Annotated in this window: 23 protein-coding genes and 1 tRNA gene; 9 read left to right on the forward strand and 15 right to left on the reverse strand. The window is 58.9% G+C overall.

All coding sequences use genetic code 11. The features are described 5' to 3' along the window. Positions 1-2693 (forward strand): beta strand repeat-containing protein (locus AC3VI7_RS08040; RefSeq protein ID WP_489671455.1); only part of this gene is annotated, 2693 nt, incomplete at its 5' end. A gap of 68 nt (positions 2694-2761) precedes the next feature. Here AC3VI7_RS08040 and AC3VI7_RS08045 read toward each other — a convergent pair. The 9 genes from AC3VI7_RS08045 to lplT all read right to left on the reverse strand — a co-directional run bounded on the left by AC3VI7_RS08045 (position 2762) and on the right by lplT (position 10077). Next, positions 2762-2837, reverse strand: a tRNA-Thr gene (locus tag AC3VI7_RS08045). Positions 2838-2893: 56 nt separating this feature from the next. Further along, positions 2894-3364: a ClpXP protease specificity-enhancing factor gene (locus tag AC3VI7_RS08050; protein WP_489669621.1), complete on the reverse strand. Its 471-nt coding sequence runs from the start codon at positions 3362-3364 to the stop codon at positions 2894-2896. Positions 3365-3392: 28 nt separating this feature from the next. Next, a complete protein-coding gene (locus AC3VI7_RS08055; RefSeq protein WP_489669620.1) occupies positions 3393-4010 on the reverse strand; it encodes a glutathione S-transferase N-terminal domain-containing protein in 618 nt (205 codons plus the stop codon). A gap of 112 nt (positions 4011-4122) precedes the next feature. After that, positions 4123-4902, reverse strand: a complete 780-nt coding sequence (locus AC3VI7_RS08060; protein WP_489669619.1) for a cytochrome c1 — start codon at positions 4900-4902, stop codon at positions 4123-4125. 31 nt (positions 4903-4933) lie between these two features. Further along, positions 4934-6334 (reverse strand): cytochrome b, encoded by a 1401-nt coding sequence (locus AC3VI7_RS08065; RefSeq protein WP_489669618.1) that lies wholly within the window; start codon positions 6332-6334, stop codon positions 4934-4936. A 38-nt stretch (positions 6335-6372) separates the two neighbouring features. Then, positions 6373-6969, reverse strand: coding sequence for a ubiquinol-cytochrome c reductase iron-sulfur subunit (gene petA, locus AC3VI7_RS08070; RefSeq protein ID WP_489669617.1), 597 nt, complete (start codon positions 6967-6969; stop codon positions 6373-6375). A 114-nt stretch (positions 6970-7083) separates the two neighbouring features. Continuing rightward, a complete protein-coding gene (locus AC3VI7_RS08075; protein ID WP_489669616.1) occupies positions 7084-8286 on the reverse strand; it encodes an amino acid aminotransferase in 1203 nt (400 codons plus the stop codon). Positions 8287-8298: 12 nt separating this feature from the next. Further along, positions 8299-8778, reverse strand: a complete 480-nt coding sequence (locus AC3VI7_RS08080; RefSeq protein ID WP_489669615.1) for a glutathione peroxidase — start codon at positions 8776-8778, stop codon at positions 8299-8301. A gap of 21 nt (positions 8779-8799) precedes the next feature. Continuing rightward, positions 8800-10077, reverse strand: coding sequence for a lysophospholipid transporter LplT (gene lplT, locus AC3VI7_RS08085; RefSeq protein ID WP_489669614.1), 1278 nt, complete (start codon positions 10075-10077; stop codon positions 8800-8802). Positions 10078-10169: 92 nt separating this feature from the next. On the opposite strand from lplT, the gene alr reads away from it, so the two are divergent. From alr to radA, 4 genes are all read left to right on the forward strand, one after another. Continuing rightward, the gene (alr, locus tag AC3VI7_RS08090; RefSeq protein WP_489669613.1) at positions 10170-11342 is read left to right on the forward strand and encodes an alanine racemase; all 1173 of its coding nucleotides are present in this window, start codon (positions 10170-10172) and stop codon (positions 11340-11342) included. A 64-nt stretch (positions 11343-11406) separates the two neighbouring features. Next, positions 11407-11967 carry a cytochrome b gene (locus AC3VI7_RS08095; protein ID WP_489669612.1) on the forward strand — a complete coding sequence of 187 codons (561 nt, stop codon included), beginning with the start codon at positions 11407-11409 and terminating at the stop codon, positions 11965-11967. After that, complete coding sequence (gene arfB / locus AC3VI7_RS08100; RefSeq protein WP_489669611.1) at positions 11964-12365, forward strand: alternative ribosome rescue aminoacyl-tRNA hydrolase ArfB; 402 nt, start codon at positions 11964-11966, stop codon at positions 12363-12365. Before AC3VI7_RS08095 ends, arfB begins: the two co-directional genes overlap by 4 nt. Before the next feature lie 14 nt (positions 12366-12379). Next, positions 12380-13747 (forward strand): DNA repair protein RadA, encoded by a 1368-nt coding sequence (radA, locus tag AC3VI7_RS08105; protein WP_489669610.1) that lies wholly within the window; start codon positions 12380-12382, stop codon positions 13745-13747. Between the two features lie 20 nt (positions 13748-13767). Here the strand turns inward: radA and ppnP are convergent, their stop codons facing one another. From ppnP to AC3VI7_RS08135, 6 genes are read right to left on the reverse strand one after another with little or no spacing between them, the layout of a single operon-like run. After that, on the reverse strand, positions 13768-14088 hold the full coding sequence (gene ppnP, locus AC3VI7_RS08110) for a pyrimidine/purine nucleoside phosphorylase (protein ID WP_489669609.1): 321 nt from the start codon (positions 14086-14088) through the stop codon (positions 13768-13770). Then, on the reverse strand, positions 14085-15410 hold the full coding sequence (locus AC3VI7_RS08115; RefSeq protein WP_489669608.1) for an argininosuccinate synthase: 1326 nt from the start codon (positions 15408-15410) through the stop codon (positions 14085-14087). The genes ppnP and AC3VI7_RS08115 overlap by 4 nt, the downstream gene beginning before the upstream one ends. Positions 15411-15469: 59 nt before the next feature. Continuing rightward, a complete protein-coding gene (locus AC3VI7_RS08120) occupies positions 15470-16942 on the reverse strand; it encodes a serine/threonine protein kinase (protein ID WP_489669607.1) in 1473 nt (490 codons plus the stop codon). Beyond that, positions 16932-17675, reverse strand: a complete 744-nt coding sequence (locus tag AC3VI7_RS08125) for a metallophosphoesterase family protein (RefSeq protein ID WP_489669606.1) — start codon at positions 17673-17675, stop codon at positions 16932-16934. Before AC3VI7_RS08125 ends, AC3VI7_RS08120 begins: the two co-directional genes overlap by 11 nt. A gap of 40 nt (positions 17676-17715) precedes the next feature. After that, positions 17716-18678, reverse strand: a complete 963-nt coding sequence (argF, locus tag AC3VI7_RS08130; protein ID WP_489669605.1) for an ornithine carbamoyltransferase — start codon at positions 18676-18678, stop codon at positions 17716-17718. Further along, positions 18675-19871 carry an aspartate aminotransferase family protein gene (locus tag AC3VI7_RS08135; RefSeq protein ID WP_489669604.1) on the reverse strand — a complete coding sequence of 399 codons (1197 nt, stop codon included), beginning with the start codon at positions 19869-19871 and terminating at the stop codon, positions 18675-18677. Before AC3VI7_RS08135 ends, argF begins: the two co-directional genes overlap by 4 nt. Before the next feature lie 223 nt (positions 19872-20094). On the opposite strand from AC3VI7_RS08135, the gene AC3VI7_RS08140 reads away from it, so the two are divergent. From AC3VI7_RS08140 to AC3VI7_RS08155, 4 genes are all read left to right on the forward strand, one after another. Further along, positions 20095-20394 carry a DUF3579 domain-containing protein gene (locus tag AC3VI7_RS08140; protein WP_489669603.1) on the forward strand — a complete coding sequence of 100 codons (300 nt, stop codon included), beginning with the start codon at positions 20095-20097 and terminating at the stop codon, positions 20392-20394. 39 nt (positions 20395-20433) lie between these two features. Continuing rightward, complete coding sequence (locus AC3VI7_RS08145; RefSeq protein ID WP_489669602.1) at positions 20434-20634, forward strand: hypothetical protein; 201 nt, start codon at positions 20434-20436, stop codon at positions 20632-20634. 88 nt (positions 20635-20722) lie between these two features. Next, positions 20723-21340, forward strand: a complete 618-nt coding sequence (locus tag AC3VI7_RS08150) for a glutathione S-transferase family protein (RefSeq protein WP_489669601.1) — start codon at positions 20723-20725, stop codon at positions 21338-21340. 112 nt (positions 21341-21452) lie between these two features. Next, positions 21453-21674, forward strand: coding sequence for an H-NS family nucleoid-associated regulatory protein (locus tag AC3VI7_RS08155; RefSeq protein ID WP_489671456.1), 222 nt, complete (start codon positions 21453-21455; stop codon positions 21672-21674). The last annotated feature ends 158 nt before the right edge of the window (positions 21675-21832 follow it).

Consider the following 21832-nt stretch of genomic DNA (forward strand, 5'->3'; position numbering starts at 1 on the left):
TGTCTATCCCCGTGCCTACCGCCGCTTTGATGAGCGGCACCACCTACACCGCTTCCGCTTCCGTGGCGGACGTAGCCGGCAACACCTCGGCCGCCGTGGCCTCGGCCACCTTGGCCTTTGACAACGTGGTGGTCACGCCCACCCTCGCTTTGGTCTTGGATACCGGCATCAACGGTGATGGCATCACCAGCAACGGCACCTTCCAAGCCACCGGCCTTGAAGCCGGTGCCACCGTCGTCGAGTACAGCACGGGGGCATTGGATGTCAACGGTGCCCTGATCTGGTCCACCGTCATCCCCACCGCTGCCGAAGGCCCCAACACCGTCTTGGTGCGTCAAACCGATGCTGCGGGCAATGTCTCTCTGGCTTCCGCGCCACTGAACTTCACGCTCGACACGATCCTCCCGGCCACACCCAGCATCAGCCTGACCACAGACAGCGGCACCCCCGGTGATGGCGTGACCAACTCAGCCAGCGTGAATCTGGTGGGGTTGGAAGGTGGCACCACCGCTGTGGCCTACCGGGTGTATGCCGGGGCCACACCGCCCGCTGGACCTGCCACATGGACACCAGTGGTGCCCACGGGTGTCCTTCTCAACCAGTTCACCCCGACGGGCGCAGCAGGCGCGGCATTGGCGGATGGTGCTTACACCGTGGAGGTGCTTCAGACCGATTTGGCGGGCAACATTTCGACCTCGGGGGCCTTGGCCTTCACCTTGGATACCGCGCCACCCACGACACCGGCAGCACCGAGCGTCACACCGGCGGCAGGCACCAACCCCACCACCCTCAGCGTGCTCGTACCGGCCAATGCTGTGGCGGGTGATGTACTGAGCTTGGCCCTGACCGATGCGGCCAATGCCCCGATCATGCCCACGGGATCGGTCACACTGACCCAAGCTAACTTGGGTGGCAGTGTCACCTTCACCGTACCCGCTTTGGTCAACGGCACTTACAGCGCCACGGCGCAATTGACCGATCAAGCCGGTAACGCTTCAGCGGCTTCAGTCGCCGCACCCTTCTTGGTGGGCGGCACGCTGCCCGCCGCAGCAACGATCAGCTTGGTCAGTGATACGGGTATCTCGGCCACCGACCGCATCACCAGCAACGCAGCCCTGACGATCACGGTCGATCCGGCAGCGACGGCAGCCGGCGTGAGCTACGTCTTGGATGGTGGTGCGCCCACAGCCACCTACACGGCCCCGACGCTTGATGGCCTGCATACGTTGGTCATCAGCAGTCCCAGCGGTACGGTGCCAGCCACCTTCAGCTTCACGCTGGATACCGCCATCACTGCGCCGATTGTCAATTTGACGGCCGACACCGGCACCTACAACACCGACAAGATCACCAACAATGGGGCCATCACCGTCACCGGGCTCGACCCGAATGTGAATCAGGTGATCTACACCTTGTCGTTCAACGGTGCGCAAATCGGAGCCGTGCCGTCCACAGCCACCGTCGTCAACGGCGTCGCCACGATGCCATCACCCACGCTGGGTGATGGTCTCTACTCGGTAAGCGTGTATCAAACCGATAAAGCGGGCAATGGTTTGCTCGGGGTATCACCCACCACCACCTTGGCCTACACGCTCGATACCGTCGCGGTCGCACCCATGGTCAACCTGACGGATAGTTCGGGAGTGGCCACCGTCGCATGGGGTGCCACCACCGCCAGCGTCATGCTCGGCACGCCAGTGGGTGAGGTCGGGGCCACGTTCCAATACAGTCTCAACGGCAGCACGGGTTGGACCGACCTGGCCTTGTATACGCCGACCTTGGGCACAAACAGCTTGTATGTGCATCAAACCGACATGGCGGGCAACGTCTCCCCGACCGTGATAGGCACCCCGGATGTCTCGTTCATCCTCAGCTCGGGTAGCGCGAATGGGGCGCTGCCCACCATCGCTTTGGTCAGCGACACGGCACCCGGCCCAGTCACGCCGGCACCTTGGACCAATGCAGCGGTGAATGCAGATCACCTGACCAACTTGGCGGATTTGACGATCACCCCCAGCGCCTTGGCCACTTCGGTGGTGTACAGCATTGATGCGGGCCTACCCGTCACAGTCGCCACAGCGGGTGTTGCTGTCCCCATCACCTTATCTCCGGTTGGGCTCGCCCCGGTACTGATTGACGGTATCCACACCATTACCGCCTATGAGGTCAATGCTGGGGGTGCTGCTTCAGCCAGTGCAACGTACACCTTCACCACCGACACCTTGGCTCCGAGCTCCAACTTGATGGGTCTCAATCCGACCGATTTCCAAGGGTTGTATCTCTCTACCTCAGGGACGATAGCGGCCTACGCCGTGATGCGCGTGACCTACAACGAGGCGGTGAATATCGATGCCATCAACAATCAACCTGTCTTGTTGGATGCTGCCATGGCTCCGCTGGTTGTGGCGGGGGGGTACACGGCAACGCCCAACAACGCTGGGCTCGCCTCAGATGGCGTGACGCATCTTGGGCCGCAGCTGGATGCTTTGGGCAATGTGATTGATGTGGTTGAGATCCGGTTCACAGAAACAACACTGGGTAGCTTCGCCGCCGCCTTCAACGCGGGCACCTTCGTACCGATCTCCGAGGTCTTGGTGACGGATATGGCGGGTAACGTGCCGACCATGCCGCTGGTCGATTTCACGGCAGCCGGGATGCCCACGACCATCTGGACCACCCATGTCATGCCCTGACTAAGTTTTAGTTTTTAGGCCAACAAAAAACCCGCAACCTCTAAGAAGGTTGCGGGTTTTTGTGTCTTTGGTGCCGGCTATCGGATTCGAACTGATGACCTACCGCTTACAAGGCGGTTGCTCTACCAACTGAGCTAAGCCGGCACGCGAGGGGAGCATTGTAAAGGGAGAAAGCGCGTCCGCAACCCCCTAACAAGCGGTTATTTCACACGCGTCAGGGTTGGGCGACGGGTGCCATGGGGAGCGGGCGACGCAGGGGGCGGCTCGGTGGAGCCAGATCCTTGTGGCACAGGTGCCAAACCCAAGGTGGGTTTCTCGACTGGAACTTCAGCTGGCGTGGGCATGGGGAAAGCCATGCCTTGGCCGTTTTCCTTCGCATAGATCGCGATCACATGGTCCACCGGGACCATGATTTCACGCGCTACACCGCCGAAACGGGCATTGAACTCGATCCAGTCGTTGCCAAGGCGCAAGCTACTGGTGGCATCGAAACTGACGTTGAGCACGATTTCTTGGTTACGCACGTACTCAAGGGGCACTTGGGTCGAGGCATCGACGGCCACAGCCAGATAAGGCGTGAAACCGTTTTCTGTACACCAATCGTGCAGAGCACGGATCAGATAAGGGCGCGTCGAAGGCAGCGGCGTGTCGGTGGTGGTAGCGATGCTCATAAAGGGATCCGGCGAAAAGGTTCCAGACTTATTTACGCATGACCTTTTCGGACGGGGTCAGTGCCTCGATGTAGGCCGGACGCGAAAAAATGCGTTCAGCGTACTTGAGCAGCGGCGCAGCGTTCTTCGACAGCTCAATGTCGTAGTAGTCCAAGCGCCAGAGCAGCGGTGCAATCGCCACGTCGAGCATCGAAAAGTCGTCGCCCAGCATGAATTTGTTCTTCAGGAAGATCGGTGCCAGCTGTGTCAAACGGTCGCGAATTTGCGAACGGGCTTTTTCGAGCTGCTTGTCGGTCGCCTTGACCGTGGTGCCACGACCTTCAAGGGTGTTCACGTGGGTGAACAGCTCTTTCTCGAAGTTGAACAAGAACAAACGCACCCGTGCGCGCGCCACCGGATCACCCGGCATGAGCTGCGGATGGGGGAAACGCTCGTCGATGTACTCGTTGATGATGTGCGATTCGTACAGGATCAGATCCCGCTCGACGAGGATGGGCACCTCGTTGTACGGGTTCATGAGCGCGATGTCTTCCGGCTTGGCGTAGAGATCGACGTCACGGATCTCAAAGTCCATGCCCTTCTCGAACAAGACGAAACGGCAACGGTGGGAATAAGGACAGGTGGTTCCGGAGTAAAGCACCATCATGGCAACACACTCTCCTGAGTAGAGTTCAGAAAAAACAAAATCGCGCAGGGGCGTCTAACCGCCTCTGCGCGATGGCGCTACCACCCCGAAGGGTGAGCAGACGCGCAGCGAATTACTTGATGTCCTTCCAGAAAGCGCTGTTCAGGCGCCACGTCAGGAAGGAGAACAACGCGAGGAAAGCCATCACGTACATCCCGAGTTTGACACGTGAGTCTTGCGCCGGTTCACCCATCCACTGAAGGAAAGCCACCAAGTCACCGACAGCACTGTCAAATTCAGCAGGTGCCATCGTACCCGGAGTCACTTGCTCGAAGCTCTTGAGGACATGGACCTTTTTGGCAGCGTCATGCGGATCAGGCTGTTCTTCAAAAACTGCCTTACGCTGACCTTGCAATTCCCAGAGCACATGCGGCATCGCCACGCTCGGGAAAGCCGTGTTGTTCCAGCCTGTCGCCTTGGTGGCATCGAGGTAGTAACCGCGCAAGTAGGTGTAGAGGTAATCCGCACCGCTGCCGGCATCACCCGCACGGGAGCGAGCGATCACGGTCAGATCGGGCGGCGTACCTCCGAACCATTCCTTGGCTTGACGCGCATCCATGCTGATGTTCATGGTGTCACCGACCTTTTCGGTGGCGTACATCAGATTCTTTTTGATGTCCGCCTCGGTCAGGCCCAAATCACGCATGCGGTTGTAGCGCATGAAGGCCGCAGCGTGGCAGTTCAAGCAGTAATTGACGAACATCTTGGCACCGCGTTGCAGCGCTGCTTGGTCCTTCATCTTTTCCTGCGGGAACGTGTCGAGGTGGATGTCGCCGCCTGAGGCGTGAGCCGGCATCAGCAATACCAGGCTGGTCGCAACGCCTGCGATCAAGTTGGCAATCAGCTTTTTCATGTTCGTTGTGCTCCGTGATTGTCAACAGCCATCAATGCGCGTGGAAGGTCACACGGTCCGGCACCTGTTTGAAGGTACCGAGCCGGCTCCACCAGGGCATCAGCAGGAAATAGCCAAAATAGAAGAAGGTGCCGATCTGCGCAATCAAAGTGCCGATGGCTGACGGCGGCTTGATACCGAGATAGCCCAGCACCACAAAGAAGACCACGAACACCGCCAACAAGACTTTGTGGAAAGTCGGGCGATAACGAATCGACTTGACCGGGCTGCGGTCCAGCCAAGGCAAGAAGATCAGGATCACGACCGACACGCCCATGACCACCACGCCCCAGAACTTGGCTTCAAGCACCAAAAGCAGCGTCGAGAGGATCGCAGCGCCCACCAAGATGGCGATCTTGGTCTTGCTTTGGAAACCGCCCTTGAGGAAGGCCATCACGGCACCCAAGGCGATCACACCGACCACCACGTTGATCATCACATCGGTGATCGCACGCAGCATCGAATAGAACGGCGTGAAATACCAGACCGGAGCGATGTGCAACGGGGTTTTGAGCGGATCAGCGGGGATGAAGTTGTTGTACTCAAGGAAGTAGCCACCACCTTCAGGTGCAAAGAACAGCACGGCAAAGAACAGCAACAAGAACACCGCCACGCCCATCAAGTCATGCACGGTGTAGTACGGATGGAAGGGGATGCCGTCGAGCGGGATGCCGCGTTCGTCCTTCTTTTCCTTGATCTCAACCCCGTCCGGATTGTTCGAGCCCACTTCGTGCAGCGCAATGATGTGGGCAGCGATCAAGCCGACCAACACAAACGGCAAAGCGATGATGTGGAAGCTGAAGAAGCGGTTCAAGGTGGCATCGCTCACGACAAAGTCGCCACGAATCAGCAGGGCCAAGTCCGGACCGACGAAGGGAATCGCCGAGAACAGATTGACGATCACCTGCGCGCCCCAGAACGACATCTGGCCCCAAGGCAGCAGATAGCCCATGAAGGCTTCGCCCATCAGCAGCAAGAAAATCAGGCAGCCGAAGATCCAAACCAGTTCACGCGGCTGACGGTAAGACCCGTACAGCAGACCCCGGAACATGTGCAGATAGACCACGACAAAGAAGGCGGAGGCCCCGGTGGAGTGCATGTAGCGCACAAACCAGCCGCCCGAGACATCACGCATGATGTATTCGACCGACGCAAAAGCCAGATTGGCATCCGGCTTGTAGTGCATCGCCAAGAAAATGCCCGAAACGATCTGGATCACCAGCACCAGCATCGCCAGCGAGCCGAAGAAATACCAGAAGTTGAAATTCTTCGGCGCGTAGTACTCGGACATGTGCTCTTTGTAGAGCTTGGTGGCCGGGAACCGGTTGTCCACCCACGTCATCAGCTTGACGCCCAAGGAGGCGTCGGCAGGAGCTTGATTGAATTCAGCCATGAGATCCTCTTATATGTACTTGGTGTACTTGTGTGTTCTCAAGCCTTCTTGTCTTCACCGATCAACAGACGGGTGTCGGACAAGTACATGTGGGGGGGGACTTCCAAGTTGTCCGGGGCGGGCTTGTTCTTGAACACACGCCCAGCCAAGTCAAACGTGGAGCCATGGCACGGGCAGAGGAAGCCACCTTGCCAGTCGTCCGGCAGCGAAGGCTGGGGACCGGGCTTGAATTTGTCGCCGGGCGAGCAGCCCAAGTGGGTGCAAATGCCCACGGCGATAAAAAACTCTGGCTTGATTGAGCGCGTCGGGTTCTTGGCGTAGGCGGGCGTCGGGTACTGATTGCGCGCCGAGGCCGGGTCAACAAGCTGCGGCTCAACGGTTTTGAGCGCGGCCAGTTGTTCCGGCGTGCGGCGCACGATCCAGACCGGCTTGCCGCGCCATTCAACCGTGAGCTTTTCACCGGGCTGAAGCGCACCGATATCCACTTCCACCGGCGCACCGGCAGCGCGGGCCCGTTCGGACGGCGTCAAGGTGCTGACAAACGGCACGGCAGCCGCTACACCACCGGCAACACCGGCGCAGCTGGATGCAATCAGCCACGTCCGCTTGGCCTGATCGACTTGCTGGTCACTCATGGAATTCCTCAGAAAGGTGGGGTTCGAATCGAATCGGGAGACTTCGTCGATATCTCGGGACAACGCGTGATTTTATCCCATCCATCCAAGCTAACCATCCGGGTTACCCAGCCCTCACCCCGCTGGCTTCATGACATGGCACAAGGCGTCAGCGGCGGCTTGGATGTTGCTTTGGTTAAGCCCCGCCACACATAGCCGCCCCGAACGCAGCAGGTACACACCGTGCTCTTCACGCAACCGATCCGCCTGAGCAGCACTCAGGCCGGTGTAGCTGAACATGCCGCGCTGGCGCAGAAAATAAGTCAAATCGCGTCCCGGCAGACCACTCCTCAAGATGCTGACCAGCTGCTCACGCATCGCCTTGATGCGCTGGCGCATGCCGCTCAACTCCTCTTCCCAAGCCTGACGCAAAGCCGGCGTAGACAGCACTTGGGCCACCAAACGCGCACCGTGCAATGGCGGGCTGGAATAGTTCTTGCGCACCGCCACCTGCAACTGCCCAAGGACCCGATCCGCTTCTGGGCGCGTGGGTGCAATCACTGATAAGCCGCCGCAGCGTTCACCGTAAAGCGAAAAATTTTTCGAAAAAGAATTGGCGATGAAGGCCGGCACACCCGCATCGGCCAGGGCACGCACGGCGTAGGCGTCTTCAGCGACGCCATCACCAAAGCCTTGATAGGCCATATCAACGAAAGGAATCAGACCGCGCTCGGCCAGCACCGTGATCACCGCATCCCATTGCGCACGGCTCAAATCAACGCCCGTAGGGTTGTGGCAGCAGGCATGCAACAAGACGATGGCGCGGGCCGGCAGGCGCTGCAAGGTGGCAAGCATGGCCTCAAAGGCAACACCGCCGCTGATCGGGTCGTAGTACGGGTACGTTTGGACCGGAAAACCCGCGCCTTCAAACATCGCCCGATGGTTGTCCCAGCTCGGGTCGCTGATCCAGACCGTCGAGGTGGGGAAATAGGCTTTCAGAAAATCGGCCCCCACGCGCAAAGCGCCCGAGCCGCCCAAGGTCTGAATCGTGACGATGCGTCCGCCCTGCACCGCTGGATGGTCCGCACCAAACACAAGGGTCTGCACCGCCGTGCGATACGCCGCCAAGCCAACCATTGGCAAATAGGATTTGGGACCGATGTGCTGCAACAGGCTGGTCTCAGCCTGTCGAACCGCCGACATCACCGGCACTTGGCCGTGATCATCAAAGTAAATACCAATCGAGAGATTGATCTTGTTGGCACGGGGATCTTTCTGGAAATCCTCGTTGAGGGTCAAGATCGGGTCCCCGGCATAGGGATCGACATGTTCAAACATGGAAAAGTCCTCTCACAACAAGGCGCGATCCATCGCGCGCTGCAACTGCTCAGGGCGGGTTGAGGGTGCGTAACGCTCAAGCACTTGGCCGTCCCGACCAATCAAGAACTTGGTGAAGTTCCACTTGATGGCCTGTGTACCCAGCCATCCGGGTGCTTGTGCCTTGAGCCAAACGAACAAAGGCTCAGCCCGCAAACCATTGACATCCACCTTGGCCATCAGGGGAAAGCTCACCCCGTAGCGGCTGGTGCAAAAGTTCTGGATCTCCGGTGCCGAACCCGGCTCTTGCGCACCGAATTGGTTGCAAGGAAACCCAAGTACCACCAAGCCCTGATCCCGTCGCGCCAGCCAAAGGGCTTCGAGCCCGGCCAACTGCGGTGTGAACCCGCAGGCACTGGCGGTATTGACCACCAAAACCACCCGACCCCGCAGGGTCGATAAGGCCAGATCAGTACCAGCCAAAGTCGTTACGCTGAAGTCATAAAAACTCAAGAGATCCCTCCCCCAGGCCGCTCAGTGACGGTCGGAGCGCGCGATGACAAGCAGCTGTTCCACTTCAATCGGATGGCGGCGCACGTTGCGCCGATGCCATTGGCCGATCAGCAGCATCATGCCCGCCACCAACACGCCGAAAATCGTGATGGCCTCAAAGGCCGACATACCCCAGCGGGTGAAGCCGGCGTAAAGGGCGCCCAACGCCAAGATGCAGGTTTGTTCGTTGAAGTTTTGCACCGCAATCGAGCGGCCCGCACCCATGAGGTTGTGACCGCGATGCTGAAGCAAGGCGTTCATCGGCACCACCAAAAAGCCGCCCAAGCCGCCCAAAACAATCAAAAAGGGCACCGCCACCCACACGTTGTTGATCCCGTTCATGAAGACCACCAACACCCCCATGGCAATACCCAGCGGGATCACCTTCGGGGCGTGATCGAGGCGCATCATCATCGAAGCCATCACAGCGCCCACCGCCGTACCCACCGCCACCACCCCAACGAGGGAAGACGCTTGCGTGGTGGTGTAGCTCAGGGCAGCGGCGGCCCAAGCCAAAACGATGTAGCGCAAATTGCCACTCACACCCCAAAACAGCGTGGTCGTGGACAAGGAAATCTGCCCCAGCCGATCACGCCAAAGACGGCGATTGCAGGAGAGGAAGTCCGGGGCCAAAGCCCACAGGCGATGTGGCAAAGGCTCTAGGGGCACGTCGGTGCGCGGAATGTAGAGATTGAAGCCCGCCGCGATCACATAGAGCAACACGATCGACGCGATAGCCGCTTCAGGCGGTGTATCCACGCCCGTCTCCCAACCCGGCAGATCCAACATCAACAAATAAGGCGCGATGTGGGGACCAATCAATTGCCCACCCAGCAAAACACCCAAAATGATCGAGGTGATCGTGAGGCCTTCAATCCAGCCATTGGCCTTGACCAACTGGGAGGGCGGCAACAGCTCGGTGAGGATGCCGTACTTGGCCGGTGAATAAGCGGCAGCCCCCAAGCCCACGATGGCATAGGCGGCCAGCGGATGCGTGCCAAACAGCATCGTCAAACAGCCAAGAACCTTGATGCCATTGGAGTAAAGCATCACCCGGCCCTTGGGCACCGCATCGGCGAAAGCGCCCACAAACGGTGCAAGGATCACGTAGAACAAGGCGAACATCGGCACCAAGGCGGCGCGCTGCCACTCTTCGGCGCCCGAAGTTTTGAGCAGTTCAACCGCCGCGACAAACAAGGCGTTGTCTGCCAGCGAGCTGAAGAACTGCGCTGACATGATGGTGTAGAAACCTTTTTTCATTCGGCGGTAGGGATGGCACAACGCGGCCGGGTTATAGCATGCGGCCCCCTTGAGCCACCGAAGAGAACCGATTCGACTGGCAAAATTGGCACATGCCGCGTCCGATTGAAGCCCTTATCCACCCATCCGCCCTTGAACACAACCTGCGCATCATGCGTCGCCATGCAGGCGATGCACGTTTATGGGCGGTGGTCAAAGCCGATGCCTACGGGCATGGCATTGAGCGTGTCTACGCCGGTCTCCAAGGGGCCGATGGTTTGGCTCTGCTTGACTTGGAGGAGGCTGAGCGCGTGCGCGCCTTGGGTTGGCGCGGCCCGGTGCTGTTGCTGGAAGGCTGTTTCGAGCCCCGCGATCTGGAGCTGTGCTCGCGCCTGAACCTCTGGCACGCGGTGCATTGCAACGAGCAGATCGACTGGCTGGCCACCCACAAGACGAATGTTCCACATCAGGTTTTTCTGAAAATGAACAGCGGCATGAACCGGCTCGGCTTTGCCGCCCCGGCGTTTCGTACCGCTTGGAGTCGCCTGAACGCCCTGCCCCAAGTGGATGACATCGGCCTGATGACGCACTTTTCAGATGCCGACGCGCTGCGCTTGGGCCAAGACGGTATCGCCCATCAACTGGCGATCTTTGCGCAGATCACCGCCGACTTGCCCGGCCATCGCAGCTTGGCCAACAGCGCAGCGATCCTGCGTCATGCCGACCGAGCGCTGAGCAACGCAGGCGATGATGGTGCTGGTGAGCGCTTGAGCGTGGCCGCTGACTGGGTGCGCGCCGGTGTGGCACTTTATGGCGGCAGCCCCGATTACCCCGAACACAGCCTCACGCACTGGGACATTCAGCCGGCGATGACCCTGCGCAGCCGCTTGGTGGCCACCCAGCAGCTCAAGACCGGCGACACGGTAGGCTACGGCAGCCAGTACACCGCCCAGGCCGAGATGCGCATCGGTATCGTCGCCTGTGGCTACGCCGACGGCTATCCGCGCCATGCCGCAGGCAGCAACGACCACGGCACGCCAGTGCTGGTCGATGGTGTCCGCACCCGGCTGGTGGGTCGCGTCTCGATGGATATGCTGGCGGTGGATCTGGAGCCCGTGCGCGCCGCAGGCCGCAACACCGAGATCGGTGCTGACGTCACCCTTTGGGGCCATGGGCCGCACCAAAGTCAGTTGTCGATTGACGAAGTTGCGCACGCTGCGGGCACGATTGGCTACGAGTTGATGTGCGCGCTCTCGCGCCGCGTTTCCGTTCGTATCGACGGATAATCACGCCGCAGTTTCAGACCCGATTGATCCCATGGATCCCACTCACCCCAACATCCATCACGCCATGTCGTCTCTTCCCCTGCAAGACACCCCCAACCTGTACGGCCGACTCTCTCGCCTTGCCCACTGGGGCGGTGCCCTGTTGGTGCTGGGCATGTTGACCGTGGGCCTCATTTTTGAAGAAGCCGCACGCGGCAGCGAGTTTCGGGCCTCGATGAAAGCCCTGCACGTCAGCTTAGGGGCCACGGTTTGGCTCCTTTTGATGGCGCGAATTTTGTGGCGCGTCAAACAAAACCGCACCGGCTTGTCGCCCAAGCCGCTGTCGGCTGGTGGCTGGCAATTGGCGCTGGAACGCGGCGTCCATATCGGCCTGCTGCTGGTGCTGACCGCGCTGCTCTTCAGTGGTCCGTTGATCGTCTGGACGGGCGGTAAGCCCATCCACGTGTTCGGCCTGATCCAACTGGCCAGCCCGCTCGCCGAGAACCAAGGTCTGCACAAGGGGCTGGAAGGCCTGCATGAGCTGATGGCGGACCTGCTGATCGGTCTGCTGCTGCTACACATCGCTGGAGCGCTACGCCACGGTCTGACCTCGCTGCGCCGCATGTCCGGCCCCGTGCGTGGATGACCCACCCCAAGATCCTGCCGCATGAGGTCCACATCACGGCCATCCGCGCCCAAGGTGCGGGTGGGCAAAACGTCAACAAGGTGTCGAACGCCGTCCATCTGCGCTTCGACATCCATGCTTCCAGCCTGAGCCTTGACCTCAAGGCCCGCTTGCTGGCCCTCGCCGACCATCGCATCACCCAAGACGGTGTGATCGTCATCAAAGCACAGGAACACCGCAGCCTAGAGATGAACCGTGCGGACGCCCTTGCCCGCTTGCAAGCCTTGGTCGATCAAGCCGCTCACGTGGCCCGGCCACGCAAAGCCACCCGCCCGACCCACGGCTCGAAAGTCCGCCGCTTGACGGGCAAGACCCAACGCGGCCAGATCAAAACGCTGCGAGGACGGGTGAGCGATTGAGGTAACGTGCCGGCATGGCACGCGAAAAGACCCTCTACACCTGCCGCGAATGCGGCGGCACGAATCCGAAGTGGCTGGGGCAATGTCCGCATTGCCGGGCTTGGAACACCTTGGAAGAAGGCTTGGCGGAACCCCCAGTGGGGTCGGTCAAAAATCGTTTCCAAGCCCTGACCCGCAGTCAGCCGGTCGCCACCTTGAGCGATTTAGCCGCCGGCGATGTCTCACGGACTCCCACCGGCTTACCGGAACTGGACCGGGTGCTGGGTGGCGGAATCGTGGAAGGTGGGGTGGTGCTGATCGGCGGCGACCCCGGCATCGGCAAAAGCACCTTGCTGTTGCAAGCAGTGGACGCCCTCTCCAGCCGGATGAAGGTGCTGTACGTGACGGGCGAAGAATCCGGGGCCCAAGTCGCCTTGCGGGCCCACCGACTCGGCCTTGCGGGCACGCAGGTGCGGGTGGTGGCCGAGATCAGCCTTGAGAAGATCCTGGCCACCATCGAGGTGGAGCAGCCGGCCTTTTGCGTCATCGATTCGATCCAGACGCTTTACTCCGAACAACTCAGCTCGGCCCCTGGCTCGGTGGCGCAGGTGCGCGAATGTGCCGCCCAACTGACGCGCACGGCCAAATACAGCGGCTGCACCACGGTGCTGGTGGGGCATGTCACCAAGGAAGGCACGCTGGCCGGGCCGCGTGTGCTGGAACACATCGTCGATACGGTGCTTTATTTCGAAGGCGATACCCATTCGAGTTTCAGATTGGTGCGAGCCTTCAAAAACAGATTCGGCGCGGTCAATGAGATTGGTGTTTTTGCCATGACCGAAATGGGCTTGAAAGGGGTATCGAACCCAAGCGCCATTTTTCTTTCCACCCATTCGGCCCCTGTGCCCGGGGCTTGCGTGCTGGTCACGCTGGAAGGCACCCGGCCACTGCTGGTCGAGATCCAAGCCTTGGTGGATGGCGGTGGCCCGAGCCCAAGGCGGCTATCGGTGGGCTTGGACCGCGACCGGCTCGCCATGCTGCTGGCCGTGCTGCACCGCCACGCCGGGGTGTCCTGCGCCGATCAAGACGTTTTTGTGAACGCGGTGGGCGGCGTGCGCATCAACGAACCCGCCGCCGATCTGGCGGTGCTGCTGGCCATCCAGAGCAGTTTGCGCGGCAAGCCGCTGCCGCAGGGGTTCATCGCTTTTGGAGAAGTCGGCCTCGCGGGCGAGGTGCGCCCCGCCCCAAGGGGTCAGGAGCGCCTACGCGAAGCCGCCAAGCTCGGGTTTTCGACCGCCGTGGTGCCCCGTGCCAACGCCCCCAAAAAGCCCATCGAAGGCCTCACGATCCATGCGGTGGAGCGCATCGAGGAAGCCATTGATGTCGTTCGATCCCTCGCCTGACGAGACCACATCGACCCGCATCAACCAAAGTGGCAGATGTAGTGATAGGGCGCGCCTTCGACCTTGATCTGGAAGCTGGCGTTGCGCGGCACATCAAACTTCTGGCCGGGGCCAAAGGTCTGCCATGCGGTTGAACCCGGCAACAACACGCTGCAAGCGCCTGCCACGGTTTCCATGATTTCCGGAGCACCCGTGTTGAAGGTGAGCTGCGAGGGCAAAATCACGCCCACGCTTTTCTTGCTGCCATCGGCCAGCGTGACGCCATGCGAAACGCATTTGCCGTCGAAGTAAACATTGGCTTGGGTGCCAACAGCGGTCACCGCGAGTTGCGAGTTGCTCATGCTTTGGCTTTCTTGGTGGCAGCGGTGGCCGTTGTTTTCTTGGGTGCCGCCTTCTTGGCGGCTTTGATCGGCGTTTCAACGGGCTTCGGGGCGCGCGCCGCACGGGCGTTGGCCGCGATGCGCAAGCGCAGCGCGTTCAGCTTGATGAAGCCGCCAGCATCCGCTTGGTTGTAAGCACCACCGTCGTCGTCGAAGGTCGAGATCTTCGGATCGAACAGGCTGTCGGTGAGCGACTCGCGGCCGACGCACATGATCGTGCCCTTGTAGAGCTTGAGCCGCACCGTACCGTTCACGGTGGCTTGGCTGGCGTCGATCAGACCTTGCAGCAGCACACGCTCCGGGGCGAACCAGTAGCCGTTGTAGACCATGCGGGCGTAACGCGGCATCAGGTCTTCCTTGAGGGCCAGCACTTCGCGGTCGAGCGTGATCGACTCGATAGCGCGGTGCCCCGCCAGCAAAATCGTGCCACCCGGGGTTTCGTAGCAGCCCCGGCTCTTCATGCCGACGTAGCGGTTCTCGACTTTGTCGAGACGCCCCACGCCGTGCAGGCCACCGATCTCATTGAGCTTGGTCAGCACCTGAGCCGGTGAGAGACGCTCGCCGTCGATCGCCACCACATCGCCCTTTTCATAGCTCAGCTCGATGATTTGCGGCTTGTTGGGGGCCTTTTCCGGGCTGCGCGTCAGACGCCACATGCTGTCTTCGGGCGCGAAATTCGGGTCTTCGAGGATGCCGCCTTCGTAGCTGATGTGCAGCAAGTTGGCGTCCATCGAGTACGGCGCACCGCCGCCCTTGCGCTTCTTGAAATCGACCGGAATGCCGTGTTCGTCGGCATAAGCCAGCATGCTTTCGCGGCTGGAAAGCGTCCACTCGCGCCACGGGGCGATGACCTTGACGCCCGGCATCAGGGCGTAAGCACCGAGCTCGAAACGGACTTGATCGTTGCCCTTGCCGGTCGCGCCGTGGCTGATGGCGTCGGCGTTGGTGAGCTGGGCAATCTCGACCAAACGCTTGGCGATCAAGGGCCGTGCAATCGAGGTGCCGAGCAGGTATTCGCCCTCATAGAGCGCATTGGCGCGGAACATCGGGAAGACGAAATCGCGCACAAACTCCTCGCGCAGATCGTCGATGAAGATGTTCTCGGGCTTGATGCCCATCTTGATGGCCTTGGCTCGGGCCGGTTCGATTTCCTCACCTTGGCCAATATCGGCGGTGAAGGTCACCACCTCGCACTGGTATTGGTCCTGAAGCCACTTCAGGATGATGGAGGTGTCCAGACCGCCCGAATAGGCGAGGACGACGCGCTTGATGGCTTGTGACATGGTCAGTTTTCTAGGAAAGAGAGAAAGAAATCGGAGCAGATTGTAGGTGCGCGAGGCCCCTAGTTGGCTTGATGCGCCTCGCTGGGCACGCGCACCACCGTGACGGTGCAATCGGCTTTGGCCACCACCTGAGAAGACACACTGCCAAGATAGCGCCGCAGTGCCGAGTTGCCCCGCGCACCCATGACGATATGGTCGATGTGGTTTCGCTGGGCAAAATCGACCAAAGCGGTCGCAGCATCAGGGGCTTCGAGCACATGGAACGTGAGTCGGCCTTCGGTCAGATCCAAAGCCCGCTCCAGCGGACGCGCCCAGTGTTTGAGCCCCACCAGCTGTTTGACATGCACACTTTGGCCTTGGGCATCGGTCAGTTCGTCGATACCGATACGCGCCGTCTTCATCACACTGACACAGGCCAAGCGAGCGCCTTTTTCTGTCACCACCGTGCGATACACCGTCTCGCGCAACAAGTCGAGCAAGTCAGCGGTGGCCCCTTGGACATCCACCGCCGTCATGATGATCGGGGCCCGTTTGAGCTGTTCAACTGCGCCACCCCGCGCCACGGGTTCAGCGCCCAAGGCACGAAACCAACGTTTGAAACGGATCAGCCGGCCAGCCACATCGAGACGCTCAGCGCGCACGGTCAAGCGAACCTGATCGGGGTTTTGCAAATCATGGGCCAGGTGCGCAGCACTGGGATGGCGCCGATCCGCCGGCACTTCCAAGCAGCGCAGGATCACCTCTTGCAACCAAGGCGGGCAATCCGGACGCAAGGCACGCGGGGCCACAGGCTCCTTGTAGAGGCGTTCACGCAGACCGCGCACGCTTACCGGCGCACCGAAAGGCCGCTCGCCGGTGGTGAGGTGATAAAGCATTACCCCCAAGGCAAACAAGTCACTGCGCGGCTCAGAGCGTACAAACTGCACTTGCTCGGGCGACATATAAGGCCCCGTGCCCATGGGCAGGTCAAACTCTTCATCGAGCAGATCGGGCAGAAAATCGTGGCGCGACAACCCAAAATCCACCAGCACCGCCTCCCCATCCCGCCCATCGGCATGGGTGGGGCGGAACAAGATGTTGCTGGGTTTGATGTCGAGATGAATCACATGCTGGCGATGCAAATCGTGCAAGGCCAAAGCGACCTGCACACCGATGCGCACCACGTCTTGGATCGGCATCGGCGCTTGCTCCAGCCGAGCGCGCAAGGAGTCGCCGGGGATTTGCTCCATGACGATGTAAGGCCGCTTCGCAAAGTCGCCGCGCGCGATGCATTTGGGCACATGGGGACCGCTGAGCATCGGCAAGATCATCTGCTCGACCTCAAACCCCACGATGCTGGCAGGATCTTCACCGCCCTTGATGCGTGGCACTTTCATCAGCAAAGGCTTGGCGTGATCAGCATGGCTCACACGCCAAAGATTGGCCATCCCCCCTTGGTGGACCAACTCTTCCAACCGAAAGCCATCGATGACCTCGCCCTCTTCGGGGGGGGCCGGATAACCCGGCACGGAAGGTCGGAATTCAGTTGCCATGGTAGAGCCGCTCACCCAAACCCCGAGGCAATCCGGCCGCAATGATCTTGGCCGCAGTGGTCTCGAAATCGTAGGGCACACGGTGAAAGGTCAACGTGAGCCGATCCGTATCAAACAAAGCCCAGCATGCTGCTGGATTGCCATCCCGAGGTTGTCCCACCGCGCCCGGTAAAGCCAGCCATTGGCGATGCGAGGGCACCGGCACAGCCACACCGGGCGTGGGCGTAAAGTCAGCGATCTTGCCGGTACTGGAGAGGTGATACAGCTTGGGACTATGGACATGCCCGGCAAAACTATGCCGGGCCTGGGTGGCATGCATGCTGCGAATCGCCTCCGAGCGGGTGAGGATGTAATCCCACTCGGTGGGTGCATAGGCATTGGCGTGCGTGAAAAAGCAGCCGTTTTCTTCCCGCGTATAGGGCAAATCCGCCAAAAATTCGATCTGCGCGGGACTGAGTTGCGCGCGCGTCCAAGCGATGACCCGCCGAGCGTCTTCGATCAAATGCGCGCTGGGGCCCCGCACCACCGCATCGTCGTGGTTACCCCGAATCGCCACCGCCCCTTGGCTGACTAAATCTTGAACTTTGGCCACCATCCAAGCCGGATCAGCGCCATAACCGACGAAATCACCCAACAAAGCGATGCGATCAGCACCGTGCAGGTGGGCCTGTTCCAGACAGGCCTCGAAGGCCTCCCGGTTGGCATGAAGATCACTGAACAAGGCCAGTTTCACAGCAAAAATCTCCTCAACATGCCTATGCCCTGGCTCGGTCTTAACCGATGCGTCCGACCAAAAGAAACTCCATCAGGGCTTTTTGGACATGCAGACGGTTCTCAGCCTCATCCCAGACCACGGATTGCGAGCCATCAATCACATCAGCGCTGACTTCTTCGCCTCGATGGGCGGGCAAGCAATGCATGAACAAGGCATCGGGCTTGGCCATCGCCATCATCTCGGCATTGACACACCAATTGGCAAAAGCACTTTGACGCACCACGTTTTCAGCTTCAAAACCCATGCTGGTCCAAACATCGGTGGTGACCAGATCGGCCCCCGCACAAGCCTGCATCGGATCTTCAAAAACGCGATAGCAATCCTTGTTGCGAATCCCCGCCACGACGGGATCGATTTCATAGCCGCTGGGGGTACTCACATGCACGGTGAACCCCAAGATTTCAGCCGCTTGCAACCACGTGTTAGCCATGTTGTTGCCGTCACCTACCCACGCCACGACCCGATCTTTCAACGAAGCGATGTCATAGCCCTTGGCACCGAGCGCAGCTCGATGCTCCAGATAGGTGAATAAATCAGCCAAGATCTGGCAAGGGTGAAACTCGTTGGTCAACCCGTTGATGACCGGCACGCGGGAATGCGCGGCGAAGCACTCAATCTTGGTCTGCTCATAGGTGCGGATCATCACCAAATCGACCATGCGACTGATCACGCGGGCGCTATCCTCAATCGGCTCTGAACGGCCCAATTGACTATCCCCAGTGGTCAAATGCACCACCGAGCCACCCATTTGATACATACCCGCCTCGAAACTCACCCGGGTGCGGGTCGAGGCCTTTTCGAAAATCATCGCCAAGGTACGATCAGAAAGGGGCTGGTATTTTTCGTAGTTTTTGAACCGCTGTTTGATGACGCGAGCCCGTTCAAACAAGTAGGCATATTCCTCAGCGCGCAGATCCTTGAACTGCAAATAATGCTTCATCAAACTGCGACCAGGTTTCATGCTGCGCTTTCAGACAAGAATTTTTTGATCAAAGGAACAAGGATCGCTACCATTTCAGCGGCTTCTTCGCCAGTAAGAATCAGGGGCGGCACCAAACGAATCACCCGGTCTGCGGTCACGCTGATCAGCAAGCCGGCTTGGGCGGCCTGACCGAGCAACTCGCCGCAGGGACGATCCAGCTCGATCCCGATCATGAGGCCATAGCCACGCACTTCCAGCACCCCCGCCACATCGACCAAGCCTTCTGAAAGGGCGGCGGAGAGTTGTGTGCCCACGGTGGCGGCGTTGTAAAGCAAACCATCCTCTTCCATGATGCGCAGCGTCTCAACCCCGGCACGCATGGATAGCGGATTGCCACCAAAGGTGGTGCCATGGTTACCGGGTTGAAAAATCGTCGCGGCCTTCGGGCCACAAACCACCGCACCCACCGGCACGCCTGAACCCAGCCCCTTGGCCAAAGGCATCACGTCCGGTTGGATATCGGCCCACTGGTGCGCAAACCATTTTCCCGTGCGACCGATACCGCACTGGACTTCGTCGAGCATCAAGAGCCAACCTTGGGCATCACACAGGGCACGAACCTCACGCAGGTAATCCCAACGCGCCGCGTTGATGCCCCCCTCGCCTTGAATCGTTTCCAGAAAAACCGCAACCACATGGGGATGTTCAGCAGCCACACGCCGCATGGCCGCCATGTCATTGAGCGGTACCCGCACGAAGCCTTCCACCAAAGGTCCAAAGCCTGCTTGGACCTTTGGGTTACCCGTGGCCGACAAGGTGGCGATAGAGCGGCCATGAAAGGCTTTCTCGTAAACGATCACCTCGGGGCGATCAATGCCTTTGTCGTGCCCAAACTTGCGCGCCAACTTCAAGGCGGCTTCATTGGCTTCCAAGCCGCTGTTGCAAAAGAAAACGTTGCTTAAGCCCGACAGTTCGACCAATTTTGCAGCGAGCTTTTCCTGCAAGGGCACGTGGTAGTAGTTGCAGGAGTGGATCAACTGGGCGATCTGCTCTTGCAAAGCAGGCACCAATTTAGGGTGGGCATGGCCCAACGTGTTGACCGCAATCCCCCCTAGGCCGTCAAGGTAGGAGCGCCCCTCCGTATCCCAGACCCTGCAACCCCGCCCATGCGACAACGCAATCGGCAATCGGCCATAGGTTTTCATCACATGGGGTTCAACTGGCACGCTCATCTCGGGCTACTCCTCGCTATCCATTGAAAAAACGACACCCACGGTGAACCGTAGTGCGCGGCGAATTCTAAGCGCGACCCACCCGACAGGCTGAAGACAGCCAAACTACCGATACTCAAGCGGCTCATGCTGGATCGCATCAGCTACACCATTCGTTTAGACAGGCACAATCCGGGCTAACACGTACCTCCCGCAAGAATTGACAAGAAAGGGCCCGTACACCGTGACCAAAGTCAAGAAACACCGTGAATTTTTCATTCAAGGCCTGACTCAAAGTGGTCGGACCTTCCGCCCAAGCGACTGGGCTGAACGATTAGCCGGTGCCATGTCTTGTTTCCGGCCCGAAGGCACTTCAAGTGGGTATCACCGTGGCATTGGCTACTCACCTTACTGCATCCCAACCACGATCAATGGCATCAAGTGTGTGGTCGTCCAAGAAGGATTGAAAGATCTGGAACCGATGGCTTGGGCCTTTGTCATGAACTTTGCGCGGGATAATGATCTTCAAGTCAAAGAGAACTAAGCGTAGACTGCCCGTATGCTTCGCCGGGCGGTACCCATCATGCAAGCCTCAGAGTTCACGACCACCGTACAAAATCGAATGATTCAGCTTCAGGTGCCTGAGAGCATTCCTGATGGTGCGACCGTTCGGATTTTGGTGCTTCTTGAGGCCAGTGAGGCCGACAATGAAGGTAACGCTGAAGCCACTTTCGAGGCTTGGGATGCCCTTCTGGGTTCGATCCCAGAAATTAAAGAGAGTTGAAGCATCGAAGCCCAAACAAGGGTATCCCCCTTGGGGATAAAATCTAGTCATCGTCGAGTAGCCTTTTCTCTTAATTTTTGCTTTTTCTATGCGATTACTTGGCTCACTTACAAGCCCCTACGTGCGTAAAGTTCGCATTGTTCTGGCTGAAAAAAAACTAGATTACAAACTAGAAATCGACGACGTATGGGGTCAGCGTGAACCCAAAGACCGCTCAAACCCTCTGGGCAAAATTCCATGCCTTATCATGGAGGATGGTTTTTCTTTGTTTGATTCTCGGGTCATTGTTGAGTATGTGGATACCCTGTCTCCTGTTGGTATGCTCATTCCAGACAAAGGTAGAGCACGCGCAGAGGTTCGTGTATGGGAGGCTTTAGCCGATGGCCTTCTTGATGCAGCAGTTTCTGCGCGATTAGAAGCCACTTGGGGAGCGCGAAGCGAAGAACAACGTTGCCAAGCATGGATAGATCGGCAATTAGCCAAAATAGACTCTGCACTGCGCTCCATGTCCGAGCGACTCGCTGATCATTCTTTTTGTGCCAATAATCAATTAGGTTTAGCCGATCTATCCGTAGGCTGCGCTCTGTGTTATATAGACTTTCGATTTCCAGAGATCGAATGGAAGAATAGATTTATTAATCTCCCTCGCTTGCAGAATCATCTCAGTAATCGTCCTAGTTTTATCGATACACGTCCCGTTGCTTGATAAAGTATAGATCGAATCGTTCTCGATCAATTTTCAAAAAATCATGATCCGCGCTTTTTCAACTGATAGCGATGCCGAAAAGCTCGCTGTAATCAGAACCATTCGTAAACTGATGGATTTCTGGCGTATATCACCGAATGAGCTCAGAGGCCCGGCGCCCCAAGCCACAGAGACATTACCGCTGATTTTATATCGGCACCCTGTTTCCGGAGACACTTGGGATGGGAAAGGTAAACAACCTGATTGGTTACGCCTCGCTCTAACGAAGGAAGGCTATACCGTGGAGGAGATCAGGTGGAAAATAACATTTGATCAATTAACCGATCAAGAATAATAAAAAAGCACCTGAGGTGCTTTTTTATTGCAATAACTTTCCCTGCAAAAAGCCCAAAGCCCTCACAGGGAGGGCTTTGGGTGTTTCTTCTTGGATCTTGGAGAGGGGTGCCTGACGATGACCTACTTTCACATGCGAATGCACACTATCATCGGCGC

Source organism: Leptothrix toolikensis (SeqCode) (assembly GCF_057922285.1).

Coding starts and splice junctions, on each gene's coding strand:
- AC3VI7_RS08050 (WP_489669621.1), bottom strand. CDS start 3,364: ATGAGCATCGCTACCACCACCGACACGCCGCTGCCTTCGACGCGCCCT.
- AC3VI7_RS08055 (WP_489669620.1), bottom strand. CDS start 4,010: ATGATGGTGCTTTACTCCGGAACCACCTGTCCTTATTCCCACCGTTGC.
- AC3VI7_RS08060 (WP_489669619.1), bottom strand. CDS start 4,902: ATGAAAAAGCTGATTGCCAACTTGATCGCAGGCGTTGCGACCAGCCTG.
- AC3VI7_RS08065 (WP_489669618.1), bottom strand. CDS start 6,334: ATGGCTGAATTCAATCAAGCTCCTGCCGACGCCTCCTTGGGCGTCAAG.
- petA (WP_489669617.1), bottom strand. CDS start 6,969: ATGAGTGACCAGCAAGTCGATCAGGCCAAGCGGACGTGGCTGATTGCA.
- AC3VI7_RS08075 (WP_489669616.1), bottom strand. CDS start 8,286: ATGTTTGAACATGTCGATCCCTATGCCGGGGACCCGATCTTGACCCTC.
- lplT (WP_489669614.1), bottom strand. CDS start 10,077: ATGAAAAAAGGTTTCTACACCATCATGTCAGCGCAGTTCTTCAGCTCG.
- alr (WP_489669613.1), top strand. CDS start 10,170: ATGCCGCGTCCGATTGAAGCCCTTATCCACCCATCCGCCCTTGAACAC.
- AC3VI7_RS08095 (WP_489669612.1), top strand. CDS start 11,407: ATGTCGTCTCTTCCCCTGCAAGACACCCCCAACCTGTACGGCCGACTC.
- arfB (WP_489669611.1), top strand. CDS start 11,964: ATGACCCACCCCAAGATCCTGCCGCATGAGGTCCACATCACGGCCATC.
- radA (WP_489669610.1), top strand. CDS start 12,380: ATGGCACGCGAAAAGACCCTCTACACCTGCCGCGAATGCGGCGGCACG.
- ppnP (WP_489669609.1), bottom strand. CDS start 14,088: ATGAGCAACTCGCAACTCGCGGTGACCGCTGTTGGCACCCAAGCCAAT.
- AC3VI7_RS08115 (WP_489669608.1), bottom strand. CDS start 15,410: ATGTCACAAGCCATCAAGCGCGTCGTCCTCGCCTATTCGGGCGGTCTG.
- AC3VI7_RS08120 (WP_489669607.1), bottom strand. CDS start 16,942: ATGGCAACTGAATTCCGACCTTCCGTGCCGGGTTATCCGGCCCCCCCC.
- argF (WP_489669605.1), bottom strand. CDS start 18,678: ATGAAACCTGGTCGCAGTTTGATGAAGCATTATTTGCAGTTCAAGGAT.
- AC3VI7_RS08135 (WP_489669604.1), bottom strand. CDS start 19,871: ATGAGCGTGCCAGTTGAACCCCATGTGATGAAAACCTATGGCCGATTG.
- AC3VI7_RS08145 (WP_489669602.1), top strand. CDS start 20,434: ATGCAAGCCTCAGAGTTCACGACCACCGTACAAAATCGAATGATTCAG.
- AC3VI7_RS08150 (WP_489669601.1), top strand. CDS start 20,723: ATGCGATTACTTGGCTCACTTACAAGCCCCTACGTGCGTAAAGTTCGC.
- AC3VI7_RS08155 (WP_489671456.1), top strand. CDS start 21,453: ATGGATTTCTGGCGTATATCACCGAATGAGCTCAGAGGCCCGGCGCCC.